Source organism: Methanomicrobium antiquum (assembly GCF_029633915.1).
Classification (GTDB): Archaea; Halobacteriota; Methanomicrobia; order Methanomicrobiales; family Methanomicrobiaceae; genus Methanomicrobium; species Methanomicrobium antiquum.
In genome coordinates, this window is sequence record NZ_CP091092.1 from 165497 (window position 1) to 182137 (window position 16641).

The following is a 16641-nucleotide window of genomic DNA, read 5'->3' on the forward strand; positions in this document are numbered from 1 at the left end:
TTTTTCTGAATCAAATCTATAATTATCTCTAATTTTAGAATTATATAATAAATAAACCCGTGCGGTGCGAAATTAATACTTTGCAAAATTAAGTCTGATTTGTCTTCTCATCTCTTTGTTTAAGTAAAACAATTCCACAACATATAATAACACCCAAAGTCAACTTATTTAGGCAACAGCATTAGAGGGCCCGTAGCATAGTCGGTGGTGCACCCGGCTGATAACCGGGAGGTCGTGCGTTCGAGTCGCACCGGGCCCATAACCGTTTTTAAAAGAGTGTTTTTATTATTCTTTAGACATTTCAGGTTTCATTCATTTCACATCTGGTTATTTTGCATCATCCTTTTTTTTACATTTTTTTTAATCATCCTTTTTTTTACATTTTTTTAATCATCCGTTTTTTTGGAAAAAAAGTAAAAAATGGAGATTGTACAAATATGAATAGTAATAAGGTGAAGAAAAAAAATTATGAATTTATAGGTGGGGGTTTTTTAGGAAAAACCCTGTTATTTACCTGATTTTAAATTTATTGTTCTATAGATTCTATAAATTGATTTAATTGATTTAATTGATTTCTCTGGTTTTAGTGTCTTAGTTTTTCAGCGTCTTATCAGTTATCTTTTGTCTTTTATATCCGTTATCGCTTATATCTCATCTTCTTTCATGCTTTCTGTACATGTAAAATACTCCGCCTGCGACAATAATTATCATAAGAATTCCAAGAACACCAATTAAAGAGCTTTCTTTTACAACCACTCTTATACTGTCTGAAACCTCCTCTTGATCAGAGAGCACTTTTACAGTTATTTTGTACTCCGATGCGGCAATGTTTGATGGAGGAACTACTTTTAGTGTTACAACCTCTCTTTCTCCCGGAGAAATTCCGGGGATTGTCTCAGGCGATGTTGTAACCTTCCAGCCGTCAGGAGTCGATACCTCAACTTTAATATTTGTAAGCGCAACTCCGTTTCCGTTATTTAGGATTTTAACCGGAATTTCGATGGTATCTCCTTTAGTTACCTCATAGAGATATTTGTCAGAGAATACCTGGAGATCACTGCTTCCTTTGATTGTTGATTTAAGTCCTGTTTCGTAAACAGATCCATCTGAAGATTTGATAGAGGAGCTGAATTCATAATCACCTTTTGTTACAGAGTAGGGCGGAATTACCTCAAAGAAAACTGTTTTGTCTTCTCCTGCCCTGATAAATACTTCTGAAAGCTCGCTTTTTGAATCAGATGTCTCTTTATATCGTCCGTACCAGCCGTCCGGCATATCCTCGTATGAGAGCATAAAAGAATCATCGCTTTTTCCGACATTTGAAAGTTTAATCTCAAAAAGAGGCTTATCTCCAATCGGTGCTGTTACTACCGGAGCTTTCACATCAATGTCAAGACCGTAATTTTTCCTCTCAAGCATCAGTGTTCCAACATCCTCAGTGTAACCGCTTTGTATCCGGACATCATCTTTCTCACGTGTTAAATATCCGTCTTTTTCAATAACAAGCCTGTATGTTCCCTGATCAAGTTCTGTTCGCACCTGTCCGTCAGCAGTTGAATAAACAGATGTTTCCGGACTTGAACTTCTCTTTAAAAATGCCGATACTTTAGCTCCTTTTATCTTTTCGCCCTGCTCATTTACAACCTCTAGCTTTAATACCCCGTCTTCGCCGGCATGGGTTTTGTCAATAATTACATAAAGCCAGATTTTTGCATCATCTATTGAAACACGAAACTGGTATGTGTCAACAGGAGTATCTCCTGCAGTTTTAACCTCTAACTGGATAGTCTCTGACTGACCCTTTGAGAGTGCAATTCTGTCAATTTCGACATCCCCTGAAAGAAACTTAAATTCCCAGTCTTCTTCTCCTTTGAATGTATCTACACGAATCTTTTTGGCATAATCAGTGCCGGCAATATTTGATATTGTAAGATCGTATTTTATTGTTTCACCTGCCTCTATCACCTTTCCGGGGAATTTGCATGTGATTTGAAAATTTCCCTGGTATGTGGATTCCGATTCATCTGCCGCGACAGGCTGTACAGTTGTTAAAAAGAGCATCAGAATCAGAAGTGCTGATGCAGAGCTTTTAAAAAGGTTTTTCCTTTTTAAGGAATTGGTTTTATTTTTTATTTTGTTAAATATCATAAATTCACCCTTGGAAGGATTATTAGTCTCGCCTGAAGTAACTCTCCTTAAAATTCCTCATCTGATGTCCATTCTCATGAACTTTACATAGGAAAGTCCCAAAAACACTGCCGGAAATGCAATCAGTGCAATTATGTTTTTCATAAGATCGCTTAATAGATCTCCGATTCCTGCCTTTTCCGGCTCTGCTCCTCCCTCATCAACTCTTATTGAACTCATTGAATACATGTTTTTGTAAATTTGTGGATATGTCACATATGTTGAGATGTACTGGAAGTTGTTAGTCGGCGACAACAGGTTGAAAAAGTCGGATATTGCCTGTCTTTTCTGCCAGTAATTTTGAAGTTCCTCTTCGTAATTTCTCCATTCTTCTGTATCGTAAGGATCGTAATAATCTGATGATTCAACAGAGCTTTCAACACTTTCTGATTTTGATGTTACAACAACTGAAGAAGAACCTGAACCAGATACATGTGTACTTCTCATTTTTATCATAGATTCAGTCGGAGGTTCAGGCGAATCTCCGGCAATTATGTCCATTACTGCACCTGACATAAGCATCGGGAAAAGGCCTGTTAAGACAATGAATATAATTAAAGTATATACAAGTGCATTTCCGCTGTTCTCTGATATTGTTGACATGAAAAGCGAGATCGCAAAATATGAGATTATCATTAGAAATGCCGATATTCCAAAGAGCATAATGTATTGAATCTCTGTAAAATCAGGGATAATACTGAATATCAAAAGAAGTGCTATAGAAACAACAAATGTTATTAAAAGTGCCAGAACAAGAGCTGTAATTCCTCCAATAGCTTTTCCGTTTATTACTTCGTCACGATATATAGGGTGCGACAGAAGAATTTTTAGTGATTTACTCTCTTTTTCACGAGTGATTAGATCAAATCCCATCGCAATACCGAGAACTGCTCCTAACGATGCGACAATTGCTCCGACACTGTTGAATATTGTCATCACAGATGGCTTTGACCACCAGTATGAGCTTAAATATGCTGAATCTTCAGATATTGCCATATTCTCAGAATATGATTTTATCTGTTCATTGTAGCTTACAGCGCCGCTTGCCATCCCTGTAATTGTCGCAATCATAATAACTGCAAAGATTATCAAAAACTTTTTGCTTCTGATATGATCGTTGAACTCTTTTTTTGAAATTGCAATTAGTCCGTTTGATTTAGCATCTTTCTTCATGATTCAGACACTCCTGTATTGTAGTAGGTAAGAATTGCATCTTCAAGTGTTGTTGAGTCAAGTGAGAGATTTTTAAGAATGATTTTTTTGTCATACAAAAATCCGGATATATCCTCACGAATATCTGATTTTGCAGTGATTAATGCAGTTTTATTCTCGTTTTTGTACTCTGCAGAGATTATTTTCGGATGTGAGATTTCAGGCATCGGGTCTTTTGTCTCAACATTTATCCTTATTTCTGAGAGATTCATCATCTCGATTCCTGATGAAAAATCTTCCCATGAGCCTTCCCTTACCAGGCGGCCTTTCTGAAGAATACCTATTTTAGTGGATACTTTGGAGATTTCAGAGAGAATGTGGGACGATACAAGGACTGTTTTATCCTGTTTTGCAATGTTCTTTATAATTCTCCTGTAATCAGAAACGCCCTGTGGATCAAGGTTTGCAGTTGGTTCGTCAAGTATTACTACTGTTGGATCGTTTAACTGTGCCTTTGCAATTCCAAGTCTTTGACGCATCCCTTTTGAATATCCTCCAACCGTTTTTGAAACACCGTAAAGACCAACCTGTTTTAACAGTTCATCACACCTGTCTTCAAGCTCTTTTTGCGGGAGACCATAGAGATTTCCAAAGAACGATAGGTTTTCGAATGCAGTGAGATTTGCATAAAAGCCTACATCCTCAGGCATATATCCGATTTTTTTCTTTACAGCAATTGGGTTTTTTGAAACCTCAACCCCGTCGATTCTGCATTCACCTGATGTCGGCAGGATAAGTCCTGTAAGCATCAGGATTGTCGTACTTTTTCCGGCGCCATTAGGACCTAAAAGTCCGTATATCTCCCCTCCGGAGATATTTATGGATAATTCATCAACGGCCCTTACACCATTGTATTCCTTAACAAGATTTTTTATCTCAATCATATCTTTCACACAGAATTGCTCTATACTGCCTTTTTTAATGTTATGTGCTATGAAAATCAGTGTTTTGCTATGAAAAAGTCCATGATAATTTTTTTCATGCTAACTGTTTCATGTAAGTTACAGAGTAACTTTCATGTAAAAGCCCCATGATGAGCTTTTTTCATCACACAAAAAGTGATGATAAGTTTATCAGGAATTTTGACTTTCATACCAAATCACGGGTGTGACTTAAGTGAAAAATCACTTTGATGCCCTGAATTCATGAATATATATCTGTACATATATTTTTCTTCAAATTCATTTTTTCAAATCTTTTTTTGAAAGTTTTTTTGGAGTGAAACAATTTTTTTCAAAATTACACCGGTTCTGGCAGTATTGCAGTGGAGTTTTTGATAAAATAGCATATATATGAACCAGTTAAAATAAATACCATCATTTAACCGTATGGTTATATACATGATTCAGTAAATAAAGATAAAAGGAATAATTATGGGGTTTAAGTTCCCGTCTGCTTATTTTTCTCTTTGAAAAAGACAGAAAAAAAAGAATAAAATTCCACGTTCACTCTTTTTTGTCGCTGAAAATAAACACAATTGTTTTCTCAAGCGCAGATACGAGCTCTCTTTCTTCAGTTAAGTACTGCTGAAATGCTTTGTAAAGCATAAAAATAATTTCAGTGCCATAAATGTCAAGTGCCTCTTTAGGTTTTATCTCCTGAGTGTAGGCATCTGTTATGGTTTCTGTGTTTGAGTACATTATCTCGTAGAATCTGCCATCTTCTGATAAAACACAGAACTGATTGTCCACTTTTTTTGTCATATCGTCAGGCCGGTAAGGCATTGGTTCTGTTTTTCCAAGGATGAACATTTTTTTGTCTGTAAAGACTTTTTCAAATAACTCTCCGTGTGCATCTATTTTGGCCTGGACTAAAATATTTATTCCAAGAGTTTTTGCAAGAGGTGCGGCTTTTTGTCCCATCCTTTCAAGAAGGGCAGTTTTTTCTGCAAGAATCTCTTTTGAAAACTCTTCTTTTTTTGATTTTTGCTCTTCAATCTCTGCTAAAATTTTTTCAAAACCCTGCTCTATTATATCCATTGGAATAGATGTATGCGTTTAAAATATAAAAAAAGGAAGAGATGAAACGGGATGTTTTTTGTTAATTTGTTATGAAAGTCTTAAATCCCTGATAGACTTATCATCACTTTTTGTGTGATGAAAAACGCTCATCATGTGCGTTTTACATGAAAGTTACTTCGTAACTTACATAAAACAGTTAGCATGAAAAAAATTATCATGGACGTTTTTAGTGCCTCTATCATATCAGTTCGGCAATAAGATAGTGCCTGTTGTGGGATTTTATGACAACATTCACCGTTTTTCCAAGGGGAATGTCCTCTTTTATTACTATATTATTGTATGATTTGTCTCTTGCAATAACTGTTCCTTCCTTTTTTTTCTCGGTTACTGCAACAGACATTTTTTTTCCGATCATTTTGCTGTTTTGAAGATCGTATATTTTATTTGCGGCATCTGTCAGAGCCCGTGACCTGTTCTTTTTTATCCAGTCAGGCATGTCTTTGTACAATGCGGCAGGGGTATTTTCACGAACTGAAAAGCGGGTGATGTTGACCTTTGTCGGCAGAGTATTGTATAAAAGATCAAGTGTCTTTTCAAAATCATCATCTCTTTCAGTCGGATATCCGACAATGAAGTCGGTAGAAATCCTCACATCCGGAATTTCACGTCTGAATTTAGATACAATACCTTCATACTCTGCTGATGTATAGCCTCGCTGCATTGTCATCAAAACATTGTTTGATCCCGACTGCACCGGCATGTGGACGAAAGAGTAGATTTTTTCAAGTTTGAATGGCGGAACAAGCTCTGGTAAAATTGGAATAACAGTTGCGGGATTCATCATTCCAACACGTACAAAAAAGTCTCCGTCAAGTTCATTTAAACTGTATAAGAGTTTTGAAAGATTTGTCTTTTTATCAAATCCATAAGCGCTTACATCCTGTCCTGTAAGCTGAATTTCCGTTGCACCTTCACGAATTAAATTTTCTGCTTCTTTTAAAATTTTTTCTTCATCAAAACTTTTAAGCGGTCCTCTTGCTTTTCGGGTTATACAATATGCACATCTTCCAAGACATCCTGTTCCAATTTGAAGAACTCCTGTGTTTTTATCAGCGATTGCGCCTGCACGGTCATTTTCCTTATAAATATCTTCCGGAAGAATTATGTGAATATCTGGTCTTACTGATAACAAAAGCTCTTTTTGAACAACCGGCATGCATCCGGTTACGTATATTTCACGGTCGGGATATGCATTTATTGCTTTTAGCATTGCTCTTTCAGTCTGAGCAACAACAGTGCAGGTATTGATGACTACTGTATCAAAATCATTATCTTCGTCTTTTGTAATACTACAGCCCTGTCTTAAGGCAATTTCCTTTAATTTTTCAGTGTCGGCAAAATTAAATGTACAGCCGTATGTTTCAAAATGTATTTTTCTGTTTTTTAAGGTGTGCATAATTTGTTGATATTAATTGTTGTTATTGAATCAAAAGTCTATTTATTATGTTTTATAAAAACGTTCATGAAGCGTTTACAAAAACTAAATGAACCAATTCTTTATTTTCTCATGGATATTTGTGCTTTTAGAAATAATTATGCTGTTAGAGATAACAAAAGATAAAACCAGATATAAAATAAAAGATCCAAAAAAACCAATATCCGACTTTCCGCAGGTATTTCTTCAACAATAGTATTTTTCATACTCTCCCCCCAATAACCGCAATATCTTTTTCAATTCATCATTCAGATTTGTAATTCGTTTTATTCTTTTATCACCCTCAACAAATGAGAACTCCCTCACCCTCCTGAACAGGAAAAATGTCCATTTCAATGCCGGTCTTTGTGTCTGCTTTTTTGTCTGGCTGGTGACTGTTTCACCAGACTGTACCAGCATCTTTCTCAGCCGAAACTCAGTCATAGAGTAAATAAAAAGACACAATACCATGATCATAGCCAAAGCCTGAATCCGCGAATTTTTCTTTAAATAGACCTCAGCAACCCGGAACGACTTGTCTTTCAGGAACCTAAATCCTCTCTCAACTGTTCCTTGAGCTTTATAATTCCTGAGCAATTCATCGGCAGACATCTCAGTGTCATTCGTTGCCAGAACAAAACGTCCAAGATTTTGGCGTTCCTGCTCGACTACGCTGTCATTGTATTCGATATCAGCAGTAATCTTATATGAATTAACTAATGGTTCACCGGCTTTTGGTCTACCTCGTTTTTTCTCTTCTTTCCTTTGAATCATGAGAATTTCAAGCTCGCTAAACTGATACTTATGATTTTTTTCTAACCATTTCTCTGCTGCAATGCGTGCGTCAGGTTCACATGCATATTCCTGTGCACAGACTTTTCGAAGAGATGTTTTGGCTTTTTCCAGTTCTTTTACCAGATTCTTATCAAACGTTTTACTCTGTTGTTCATGCATTGGTTTTGAATGGTACATCACCCATTTCTGTCTGATTCCTGCATATTCACTGAAAGATTCACTATATGAATAGCGATTATCATCGCACGGTATGAACTGACAATCTGATTTGACCAGTTCCTTAGCCTCTTTAATGATAACCGGTACACGACTAATCCAGAAAGTGTGCTGACCTAAAGTCTGGAGATTTTTTTCGGTATAAAATGCAGCATCAGCTACATGATAGACTTTTTCGCCTGATTTGAGACTGTTCTGAAGTTTTTCAATAATGATTCGGAGTGTCTCTTTATCCGATTCATTCCCGGAAAAAGTCTGGAGAAATAATGGTACACCATGCTGATTTGATGCCATGCCAAGGACAAAACGCTTGAGATCCCATCGGCCATCCTTCGGATGACCGTAGGTAATCTGAATTCCTTCTGTGTTGAAATCGGATTCGTATTCGCCTGTCACACTAAAGTTAGTGGTATCGACGTGAATGCAATGCGAGCCATATTCTGTTGGAATAAGGCAATTTGCTACGATATCGTTGAATAACTCAGTTGGACCATATTCTGCAATAGCATCCAGTGTTCTGCCTAATACATCATCATTTATCTGTTCTCGGGAAATTCCCTCCCCAAATAGTCTTTCAACGGCAATATCATCAAAAAATTCCGGAAAAAGATAAAGACGGCGTTCGATGAATCCAAGACCATTGATCACCATAGCTTTCACGGCCTGAGAATGGGTGAGATTATGGTTTCGGGTCTTGGGTATTGCATTGTCGATTATATTCGCGATACCAAGAGAGTCGTAGGCTCCGGCTACGATGCCAAGATGGCCAACGGAAAGGATTGATTCGTCATCAAAACCGTCAATGAAGGGCATATTGTAGGTTATTCCCTCAAAGTACAAGGATCTTGCGGTCGAATATTGTGAAATGTGTGGATTTTTAGTGCGGATGGTCGGAATATAAAAACCAAAAGAAATAAAAAAATCGAAATTTATTTGGCTTTCATAATAAGCCATGTTTTTGGCCCTGCTTTTTCAAATTTAACAAGAATATATCTTCCATAAAATTCCTTTCCTTCAAGTAAGATTTCAATTTTTAAATCATCCCAGAGAAGAATTTCATATTTTCCATAGTCTTTTATTGAAAGTTTCGCAGGTGTCTTATTTGCACCTTCCTGTTCGCCGTCAAAATAAAGCATCTGTGTTTTGCATTCACTGTCTGTTACTGCGATGCATTTCTCACTTGCTTTTTCAGGCATGCCTGACGGAAGGGTCCAGCAGTTTAAAACTCCGTCTTTTTCAAGCCTTATTACAAATTTGTTGGATTTAGCCTGTTTTTCATGCACAACGAATCTGAGATTGTCGCAGTTTGCATATTCTTTTAAATCCTTTTTTGTTGGAAGCATATCGTGTATATGCTAATCATATCCTTTTTCTTTAAAAAAGATTTGTATTGTAATAATCCTCTTAGGAGAGATCACAATTTTTTGTTATCCTTTGTTTAACAGGCCGCCTATAAAGCCGCCAATAAGTCCTAATATTCCAAGAGTCACTGAAAGCACAATTAAAATTACAAGATCAATTAATGCTCCTGCCATAAATCCTGCAAATCCAAATAGAACTGTTCCAAATATTAAAATCAACAGAGATATTACTATTCCGCCGAAAATTCCTGCACAAAATCCAGCTCTTGCACCGTTTGATACACCTTCACCTGCAAGAATGCCGGCGGTGAACCCTCCGATTAATGGTCCTGCAAGGCCAAAAGCTCCTCCGTAGTGTCCAAGAAATGTTGAGAAGATGACCATTGCAATAAATCCTATAAGTGACGCAAACCAAAATCCCATAAAAGATTAACGGTTTAATCTGAAAAAAACTTTTTGCCTGGTTTTTGAATTTTCCTGACAGAATTGTGTGAGAGGATTTAAACCTGTCAGGAGTAGGAATATTCTCTCAGTTTTTTTTCGCTGTTCCTGAAAAGAGGCTCTCTTATATCTTCTTTATTATCATCTGCCCATTTCTTTATTTTTTTAAACAATTCTGTCCTGAAAAATTCATTTCTGTCATAAAAATTCCGAAAAAGCCTTTCCAAATCCCTTGAGCGCACCTTTTCACCTGAAATTTGAGGGTAGTTTGCGTTTATGTCAGCCAAAAGAACACAAATTAAGTCATGTCCGCGGCAGATTTGCATAGGATGGCTGAAGTAGTCGGTATCTCCGGAAAGCTCGGCAGAAAGTGCAGTTTTAAATTTATCAAATTTGTCAGTGTTTCTTTTATAAATTAAAGATAAGAACTTCTCCTCGTCAAATCTAATATCAGAAGTGTCTGTAAATTCTAAAAAGGCATTTTTTTTCTTGCAGTTTATGTGTTTGAATGTCATGTTAAGGCCGTATTTTTCATTTACATAAAGTGAAAGGCCTAAAAGCCGGCAGGATTCGACAAGCTGTGTTAAGATGTCTTTTTGCCTTACAGCAGAAAGCATGCTCCTTTGAAAACTGCCTCCTGCTGTTCTTGTTTTGTAATAGTCAAGGATTTTTTTTATTAAGTCTTCTGAGATTATCATTGTTTCAATATCGTGAGTATCTGTCATGAACAGATTTTCAATAAAAAAGGAGGGGTCTTTTTCACTTTCCATTTTTTGTTCGCAGTTGTTTGTGAAAAAAGAAAAATCTCTGTCAACTATCCCTATAATTGAGTCAGACGCTTTATTTGGCATATTTTCATTGATTTTATTTAAGATACTGATTACATTTTTTTTGGAGTTTGCAAACCTGATCTCGCATATGTCGACTGAAAAGAATCTTGAGTAAAATTCATAGTCATATGGCCCTTCTGTGATGACAAATATCTTTTTCTTAAGTGTTGGATAGTTAGTCTCCATCTTTTGGATTGTGCCGCTTATTTCCTCTGAATCTGCCCAGATGTCTTCGAGTTTATAGTTATTGGCGGTCTTTCCAAATCTTCTTTTATCTCTAACCATCAATTCCTTCTCCGTCTTCTCCTGAGAGATCAACGGTATACTCCCAGTTTGTGTGAATAAGCTGAGGCGAGTGGGTGGCAATCATGAAATTTGAGCCTGTGATGTTTGTAATTTTTTTGATGTATTCCAGGTAAAGTCTCTGCCACACAATGTGTAGTGAAATTTCAGGCTCGTCAACAAGTACCAAAGTACCGGGATCTGTGAAAAATATAAGATCGTAATACATCACAAGCTGATTTTGTTCACCGGAGGAAAGCCTTTCAGGCGCTATTTGCTCATGGTCTGATACCATAAAATAAAAGCCCCTGTCAGCACGTATTTCAAATGAAAGGTTTAGGAAGAGCGAGTTTATTATCTGTAGTAAAAGGTCGATTTTCTTTTCGAGGTCACTAAAGATTAGGTATTTCTTCTCGGTGTCATCAATATACAGGCTAAGAGCAGCTAAAACGCCTGTGTCGCCTTCAATGTCTGCCTCCGGGATTTCAGAAACATCCCAGACTTTTGGATTGTATGACAAAAATCCAAGATCTTTTAATTTTTTCTGTTCAAGCCGGATTTTTAGAAGTTTTTCAGTTATAGTCCGTGCAGGAGGAAGGATTTCTCTTTCCATTTTATAGCACAGTTCCATATATCTGGAGGGGTATGTTGCATCAAGCTGCTGGGTGCTTGCGGCGTAATCGCTAAGCATCGCCTGAATCCGCCGCATAATATCCTCTGAATAGTTTAGAATTGTGAGTTCATAGCTTCGCCTGACGCCGCCGGCATGGCATGCCAAAAGATCTCCCTCGCGTCCTTCACAGCTCTCGGCGTTTTGCCACAATCTCTGAGCTGATATGAATTTAACAGGAACGGGAGGAATTATTCTTGAAAGCTCCCATGATGTCTCTTCTTCATCGAAGTTGTCCGGATTTACAGTGTATTCAATCTCATCTCCGTCAGGTGTTTCAGAAATAAAATGAAGTGACCACATATCTCCCAGAGGAAGTTTTTTTCCTATCATTTTTCCAAGGCTTTTTTTGATGGACAGTGTGCGTTTTTTATTATCTGACTGAATATCCACTGAAGGGATGTTTTGAGACAGTCCTGTTGAGGCGGGCTTTGTCTGGGGTGAATTTTGATCTGATAAAACTGATTCTTCACCTGATTTTTGTTTTTTTCTTTGTTCATCCAGGCTGAATATGATTTTTAAATTCTCAAATGGGATGTCTTTAATTTCTCTTAGATTTCCAAGAAAGACTGCACGCAAAAGCCTTAGAATTGTTGTCTTTCCATATCCGTTTGGTGCTGTTATAATCGAGATGTTTTCTGAATCGTCTATTGGTATTTTGTGATTGAATTTTCCAAAAAGACCTGTAATTTCTATGTATTCAGGTTTTATCCTGTTGAATCTTAATGGTGAATTTCTCGTTATTGAATCAATTAAGCGTCCGAGCATTTCTTCTGTATTTTCTGAGTCTAAGAGCGGATATTCAACCCATTTATCAGAAAAGATTTTTGATACAATTTGTATGTATTCTGAATGCTCCTTTCGGTTTCCAAGAAAAATGATTCTTTCATAATTTAAAAGGCCGTCTGACTCGGCATTTATTTCGATTGTGTCATATTCAATTTTTGATTCTTTGAATGTATTTTCAGAATAGTTTAAAATCTCTTCATGTGGAAGAACAAATCCGTATTTGGGAGATAATATTACTCTGTCTTCGGGGTAGAACTTTATTGAATATTCGTGGCATCTCTGTGCAAATCTGCCTGTAAATGCATTCTCTGCTTTTATATGGCGATTTGCATCTAAATTTGCGTCCCTGTCCCAGATTTTGTCTTCTCCGGCGGGAGTTATTATCAGGGTTTTTAGTGCCATTTGTTTTATTTAGGGGACTCTTTGGAAATTAATGTAGCGTATGGGTTATCTGATTCAGATTTTAAAAAAAACAGGATGAACAGACATTAGCCTTGAATTACAGTTGTAATAAGCTATCCTCATCTCCGAAAGGTAAAATTTTTACAAACAGCCAGTCCAATGGGTTTTTATCATAAAATGATTGATAAGTAATCATCACTTTGGTGATGGTGGTATTTTTCTATGGGAAAAAATTTATTTTTTACAATTGTATTTTTAGTGACTGCCTCTGTTCTTGCAGCCGGCTGCATAACTGAAGATACCAAACAGGTGCAGGATAAAAAAGACCTTTTGAATATGACAGGGCTGTATGCTGCAGAATCTTTATCTTACAATCTCAACGGCAATTATTCGATAGTCTCTTTTGTGGAATATTCTAAAAATAATGGTTTCTCATATGAGCCTTTCAGTGATAAAGCAGTTATCTCCGGTCAGAATGATCGTCTGTTTGCTTTGACTGACAGCTTCGGAACGTCATATTATGCTGTTTATAACAAAAAAGGATCAATGCTGACATCATATTCTGCAAAAAATTCCACGGAACCCTGGCAGATTTACGGGCAGATTATTTCTGATTCGGAGATTAGGATGGCATTTGCCGGTATCCTGGATGGTTCTCTTTATGCAGATTCATATGCTATTGTAAAGGACGGCAAAGAAGCATCCTCTGTTTCATATCCTGATCTTACAGGCACCTGGGATGTTGTCCGGACTGAATCCGGTTCAAAGAATATGACTATTGTAAAGATGGACGGTCCGGTCTTCTATGGCAGCTACAGCCTTATGGCTGATAATGTCCTCACCGAATACGAATTTGTCGGTGCTGCATATGCTGTTGATGAAAATGCTTTGTATGCTGTCTCTTATGATGAAGAAGGCGATTTTGGAAAGATTGCAGTATCCGGGGAAGAACTTGTCTGGAACTGGATTAATGAGGACGGGGCATTTACTGATGTTTATGTAATATCAGGAACAACTGTCTCAGAGTCCGTTTCTCCTGAGCTTGCGGATATTTCAGGTGACTATAAAGATCAGTATTATGCCGAAATTTCTGCTGATGGATTTGTGAAAGACTACTCTGATTATGCCTGGTCTCTTCTTAAGACGGGCAACGGCATATACATCAATGTCAATAATGGAACTGATATAGGATTTTTACAACAGTACCCGGACAATTCTGTCTTTTACACGGACAACGGCTATTATTACAACGGCTGGGTGGAAGACGGGGTCATTTACACTTTTGTAGCTGACGAAGAAGGTGCTGATATGTACGTCTCGCCCCGGATTTAATAATAAACCATAATCTTTTTTTTTGATATTTTGGAGATGCAAAAATAAAAAAAATTATTTTGTATTAAACCATCAGATAAATTTGATAAGTTATGTTGTATTGTCCCGGATGCGGAAGAGTAATTGCCCATAATGAAAGTATCTGTCCTGCATGTGGCCTGCCTTTAATTCGTGATATCGGGCAGGTACCTGGTGTTTTAGGGAAAAGAAAGGAACCGGAGGCGCTATGCCAGATATTAATATGCAATTACTGTAAAGGGACAGGAATATCTCCCGGGAATGATATGATTGCAGGGAGGTGTCCTGTCTGTAAGGGTAATGGCGGGGTTAAGGTAAAAACGCCTTATCTAAGCTGTATGTCCTGCAACGGGACAGGGAGAAGAAGTGATATTACTGGCTCCGGTATATGTCCTGAATGCAAAGGCACAGGATGTATTTCAAAACTTTAGACTGAATTTTTAAATCACTTTCTTTTCTATGGTTTAACATGAAATTTTCCTGTGATTTCTCAACCGGCCGGATAGCTGTTATAGATTATATTGAAAAGTGCAGTTTTCTTATATATGGCAGTTAGTTATATCTATGTATGTGTGAATATATTTGGATATGTCTGGCGTTACATCAATCCGGGTCAGTACGGATATGAGGGATAGACTTACAGATTTAAAGGTGCATCCTAAGGAGTCGTATGAGGATGTAATCAGGCGCCTTGTGGAGACCGCAGTGGATGATGAGCCTTTAAGCGACGCGACAATAAGAGGAATAGAAGAATCCCTGGCTGATATTAAGGCAGGGAGGGTTTATTCACTTGAAGAGGTCGCAGAAGAACTGGGACTTAACTGATATGGTTTATAGAGTTCTTGTCACAAACCATGCGAAGAAAAACCTCGCACAGCTTCCTAAAAATGACGCAAAAGAGATCTGTCTTGAATTAAAATCTCTGTCATTTGAAGATAATCCAAAAAATCATGTTAAAAAATTAAAAGGTAATAAAAATCCCCCTTTTTATTCACTTCGTGTGGGAAGTTACAGGGTCATTCTGAACATTGAGGACAATGTTATGGTGATTCATGTGATTGAGGCAGGGCATCGCAGTAAAATTTACAGGGGTTATTAATCCCCGATAAATATCAGATAAACAGAATTCTCCTGTCAGATTTTGGAAAAAAGTATTTTTTTAGTTTTATTCGCTTAGGTCTTCATATATTCCTGAGAACTGTTCTATTGCGGTCTGAAGACTCTCTGCAATCTCGCCTGCGAGGATGTCAGGTTCGGGGAGGTTTTCGGTATCCTCAAGACTTTCATCCTTTATCCAGAATATGTCAAGGCTGACCTTGTCGCGTTTTATCAGGTCTTCATATCTGAACGGTTTAAACCGTTCTGTCTCTTTTCGTTCATGACGGTTTTTCGGGTTGTAGGATTTTATGAAGTCCTTTAAGTCTTCTAAGGATAGCGGATTTTCCTTTAAGGTGAAGTGTATGTTTGTTCTTAAGTCGTATATCCAGAGAGTGTCTGTCCAGGGCTCTTCGCGTCCGGCTTTTCGTTCAAAAAAAATAACGTTTGCCTTAACACCCTGAGCGTAGAAGATTCCTGTGGGAAGCCGGAGAAGTGTGTGAACGTCGCATTCGGCAAGGAGCTTTCTTCTGATTGCCTCACCCGCACCGCCTTCAAATAAGACGTTGTCAGGAACAACAACAGCCGCCTTTCCGTTTATTTTTAACATGCTTCTTACATGCTGAAGAAAGTTCAACTGCTTGTTTGACGTTGTCGCCCAGAAATCATCCCTCTCATAAGTCTGCTTGTCCTTTTCGGCTTTGCCGTCGCCGTTGATCACAGTGTAGCTGCTCTTTTTGCCAAAGGGGGGGTTTGTGAGGATGAGGTCGTAGTGGTCATCCGGTTCTGATAAAAGTGAGTCTGCGACACTGACAGGGCTTTTGTCTGTCCCGATTCCGTGCAGGTAGAGGTTCATTGCACAGAGTCGGGCGGCGCTGTCAACAATTTCGGTTCCGCTGAATGTCTCCTCTTTCAGAAAAACCGACTGTTCCCGGTCGAGTTTATAGTTTTTAACGAGGTAATCCCGTTCTGCAAGAAAAAATCCGCCCGTTCCGCATGCGGGATCTGCTATAGTCTGGCATGGTTCTGGTTGTGTAACCTCAACCATCGCCTGAATCAGAGACCTTGGAGTAAAATACTGGCCTGCACCGCTTTTTGTGTCTTCGGCGTTCTTCTGCAACAGTCCTTCGTAGATCTCACCTTTGACGTCCATGTCAAGGCCGACCCATGTCTCTTTTCCGATTAGATCAACAAGCCGCTTTAATTTTGCCGGATCCTGTATCTTGTTCTGTGATTTTCTGAATATAACGCCGAGGAGTCCTGCTTCTTTTCCGAGATTTTCAAGGATGTGCCGGTAGTGAATCTCAAGGTCATCGCCGTCTTTTGATGCAAGCGTCTCCCAGCTGTATTCATCCGGTATTGTTGAGGGTTTGTTAAAAGGTGGCTTTTTGTGCTCGTCTGCCATCTTTAAAAAGAGAAGGTATGTGAGCTGTTCGACATAATCGCCGTAGCTTACGCCGTCATCTCTTAGTACGTTGCAGTAATTCCATAGTTTTTGCACAAGTGCGGAAGATTCGGATGCCATATTTCCCTGACTATTTTGTATTTTGTGAATGCTTTATGGTGCCGGATTTGA

Annotated in this window: 15 protein-coding genes and 1 tRNA gene; 5 read left to right on the forward strand and 11 right to left on the reverse strand. The window is 38.0% G+C overall.

Annotated features, from left to right (window positions below; genetic code table 11):
* Nucleotides 1-186: 186 nt before the first annotated feature.
* Nucleotides 187-259 (forward strand) — tRNA-Ile (locus L1994_RS00800).
* A gap of 392 nt (nucleotides 260-651) precedes the next feature.
* Here L1994_RS00800 and L1994_RS00805 read toward each other — a convergent pair.
* From L1994_RS00805 to L1994_RS00850, 10 genes are all read right to left on the reverse strand, one after another.
* On the reverse strand, nucleotides 652-2148 hold the full coding sequence (locus L1994_RS00805) for a COG1470 family protein (RefSeq protein ID WP_278099803.1): 1497 nt from the start codon (nucleotides 2146-2148) through the stop codon (nucleotides 652-654).
* A gap of 57 nt (nucleotides 2149-2205) precedes the next feature.
* Nucleotides 2206-3360, reverse strand: coding sequence for an ABC transporter permease (locus tag L1994_RS00810; RefSeq protein ID WP_278099804.1), 1155 nt, complete (start codon nucleotides 3358-3360; stop codon nucleotides 2206-2208).
* Nucleotides 3357-4283, reverse strand: a complete 927-nt coding sequence (locus L1994_RS00815) for an ABC transporter ATP-binding protein (RefSeq protein WP_278100858.1) — start codon at nucleotides 4281-4283, stop codon at nucleotides 3357-3359. Before L1994_RS00815 ends, L1994_RS00810 begins: the two co-directional genes overlap by 4 nt.
* Nucleotides 4284-4844: 561 nt before the next feature.
* Entirely contained in the window at nucleotides 4845-5378 is a 534-nt protein-coding gene (locus L1994_RS00820) for a hypothetical protein (RefSeq protein WP_278099805.1), read from the reverse strand.
* A gap of 220 nt (nucleotides 5379-5598) precedes the next feature.
* The gene (locus tag L1994_RS00825; protein WP_278099806.1) at nucleotides 5599-6816 is read right to left on the reverse strand and encodes a tRNA (N(6)-L-threonylcarbamoyladenosine(37)-C(2))-methylthiotransferase; all 1218 of its coding nucleotides are present in this window, start codon (nucleotides 6814-6816) and stop codon (nucleotides 5599-5601) included.
* Between the two features lie 225 nt (nucleotides 6817-7041).
* Nucleotides 7042-8658 carry an IS1634 family transposase gene (locus L1994_RS00830; protein ID WP_278099807.1) on the reverse strand — a complete coding sequence of 539 codons (1617 nt, stop codon included), beginning with the start codon at nucleotides 8656-8658 and terminating at the stop codon, nucleotides 7042-7044.
* Nucleotides 8659-8774: 116 nt separating this feature from the next.
* Nucleotides 8775-9188, reverse strand: a complete 414-nt coding sequence (locus L1994_RS00835) for a DNA polymerase ligase N-terminal domain-containing protein (protein WP_278099808.1) — start codon at nucleotides 9186-9188, stop codon at nucleotides 8775-8777.
* Between the two features lie 84 nt (nucleotides 9189-9272).
* Nucleotides 9273-9629 (reverse strand): DUF5518 domain-containing protein, encoded by a 357-nt coding sequence (locus tag L1994_RS00840; RefSeq protein WP_278099809.1) that lies wholly within the window; start codon nucleotides 9627-9629, stop codon nucleotides 9273-9275.
* An 86-nt stretch (nucleotides 9630-9715) separates the two neighbouring features.
* Nucleotides 9716-10762: a DUF4435 domain-containing protein gene (locus tag L1994_RS00845; RefSeq protein ID WP_278099810.1), complete on the reverse strand. Its 1047-nt coding sequence runs from the start codon at nucleotides 10760-10762 to the stop codon at nucleotides 9716-9718.
* Nucleotides 10755-12620, reverse strand: a complete 1866-nt coding sequence (locus tag L1994_RS00850) for an AAA family ATPase (protein WP_278099811.1) — start codon at nucleotides 12618-12620, stop codon at nucleotides 10755-10757. The genes L1994_RS00845 and L1994_RS00850 overlap by 8 nt, the downstream gene beginning before the upstream one ends.
* A 222-nt stretch (nucleotides 12621-12842) precedes the next feature.
* Here L1994_RS00850 and L1994_RS00855 point away from each other — a divergent pair, with 222 nt between their 5' ends.
* The 4 genes from L1994_RS00855 (at nucleotide 12843) to L1994_RS00870 (ending at nucleotide 15069) form a co-directional block, all read left to right on the forward strand.
* Nucleotides 12843-13952, forward strand: a complete 1110-nt coding sequence (locus L1994_RS00855; protein WP_278099812.1) for a hypothetical protein — start codon at nucleotides 12843-12845, stop codon at nucleotides 13950-13952.
* 92 nt (nucleotides 13953-14044) lie between these two features.
* A complete protein-coding gene (locus L1994_RS00860; RefSeq protein WP_278099813.1) occupies nucleotides 14045-14401 on the forward strand; it encodes a hypothetical protein in 357 nt (118 codons plus the stop codon).
* A gap of 157 nt (nucleotides 14402-14558) precedes the next feature.
* A complete protein-coding gene (locus tag L1994_RS00865) occupies nucleotides 14559-14795 on the forward strand; it encodes a DUF7557 family protein (protein ID WP_278099814.1) in 237 nt (78 codons plus the stop codon).
* Between the two features lies 1 nt (nucleotide 14796).
* The gene (locus L1994_RS00870; RefSeq protein ID WP_278099815.1) at nucleotides 14797-15069 is read left to right on the forward strand and encodes a type II toxin-antitoxin system RelE family toxin; all 273 of its coding nucleotides are present in this window, start codon (nucleotides 14797-14799) and stop codon (nucleotides 15067-15069) included.
* A gap of 66 nt (nucleotides 15070-15135) precedes the next feature.
* Here L1994_RS00870 and L1994_RS00875 read toward each other — a convergent pair whose 3' ends face one another.
* Nucleotides 15136-16590 carry a type I restriction-modification system subunit M gene (locus tag L1994_RS00875; RefSeq protein WP_278099816.1) on the reverse strand — a complete coding sequence of 485 codons (1455 nt, stop codon included), beginning with the start codon at nucleotides 16588-16590 and terminating at the stop codon, nucleotides 15136-15138.
* Nucleotides 16591-16641 lie beyond the last annotated feature (51 nt).

Coding starts and splice junctions, on each gene's coding strand:
- L1994_RS00805 (WP_278099803.1), bottom strand. CDS start 2,148: ATGATATTTAACAAAATAAAAAATAAAACCAATTCCTTAAAAAGGAAA.
- L1994_RS00810 (WP_278099804.1), bottom strand. CDS start 3,360: ATGAAGAAAGATGCTAAATCAAACGGACTAATTGCAATTTCAAAAAAA.
- L1994_RS00815 (WP_278100858.1), bottom strand. CDS start 4,283: ATGATTGAGATAAAAAATCTTGTTAAGGAATACAATGGTGTAAGGGCC.
- L1994_RS00820 (WP_278099805.1), bottom strand. CDS start 5,378: ATGGATATAATAGAGCAGGGTTTTGAAAAAATTTTAGCAGAGATTGAA.
- L1994_RS00825 (WP_278099806.1), bottom strand. CDS start 6,816: ATGCACACCTTAAAAAACAGAAAAATACATTTTGAAACATACGGCTGT.
- L1994_RS00830 (WP_278099807.1), bottom strand. CDS start 8,658: ATGCCCTTCATTGACGGTTTTGATGACGAATCAATCCTTTCCGTTGGC.
- L1994_RS00835 (WP_278099808.1), bottom strand. CDS start 9,188: ATGCTTCCAACAAAAAAGGATTTAAAAGAATATGCAAACTGCGACAAT.
- L1994_RS00840 (WP_278099809.1), bottom strand. CDS start 9,629: ATGGGATTTTGGTTTGCGTCACTTATAGGATTTATTGCAATGGTCATC.
- L1994_RS00845 (WP_278099810.1), bottom strand. CDS start 10,762: ATGGTTAGAGATAAAAGAAGATTTGGAAAGACCGCCAATAACTATAAA.
- L1994_RS00850 (WP_278099811.1), bottom strand. CDS start 12,620: ATGGCACTAAAAACCCTGATAATAACTCCCGCCGGAGAAGACAAAATC.
- L1994_RS00855 (WP_278099812.1), top strand. CDS start 12,843: ATGGGAAAAAATTTATTTTTTACAATTGTATTTTTAGTGACTGCCTCT.
- L1994_RS00860 (WP_278099813.1), top strand. CDS start 14,045: ATGTTGTATTGTCCCGGATGCGGAAGAGTAATTGCCCATAATGAAAGT.
- L1994_RS00865 (WP_278099814.1), top strand. CDS start 14,559: ATGTCTGGCGTTACATCAATCCGGGTCAGTACGGATATGAGGGATAGA.
- L1994_RS00870 (WP_278099815.1), top strand. CDS start 14,797: ATGGTTTATAGAGTTCTTGTCACAAACCATGCGAAGAAAAACCTCGCA.
- L1994_RS00875 (WP_278099816.1), bottom strand. CDS start 16,590: ATGGCATCCGAATCTTCCGCACTTGTGCAAAAACTATGGAATTACTGC.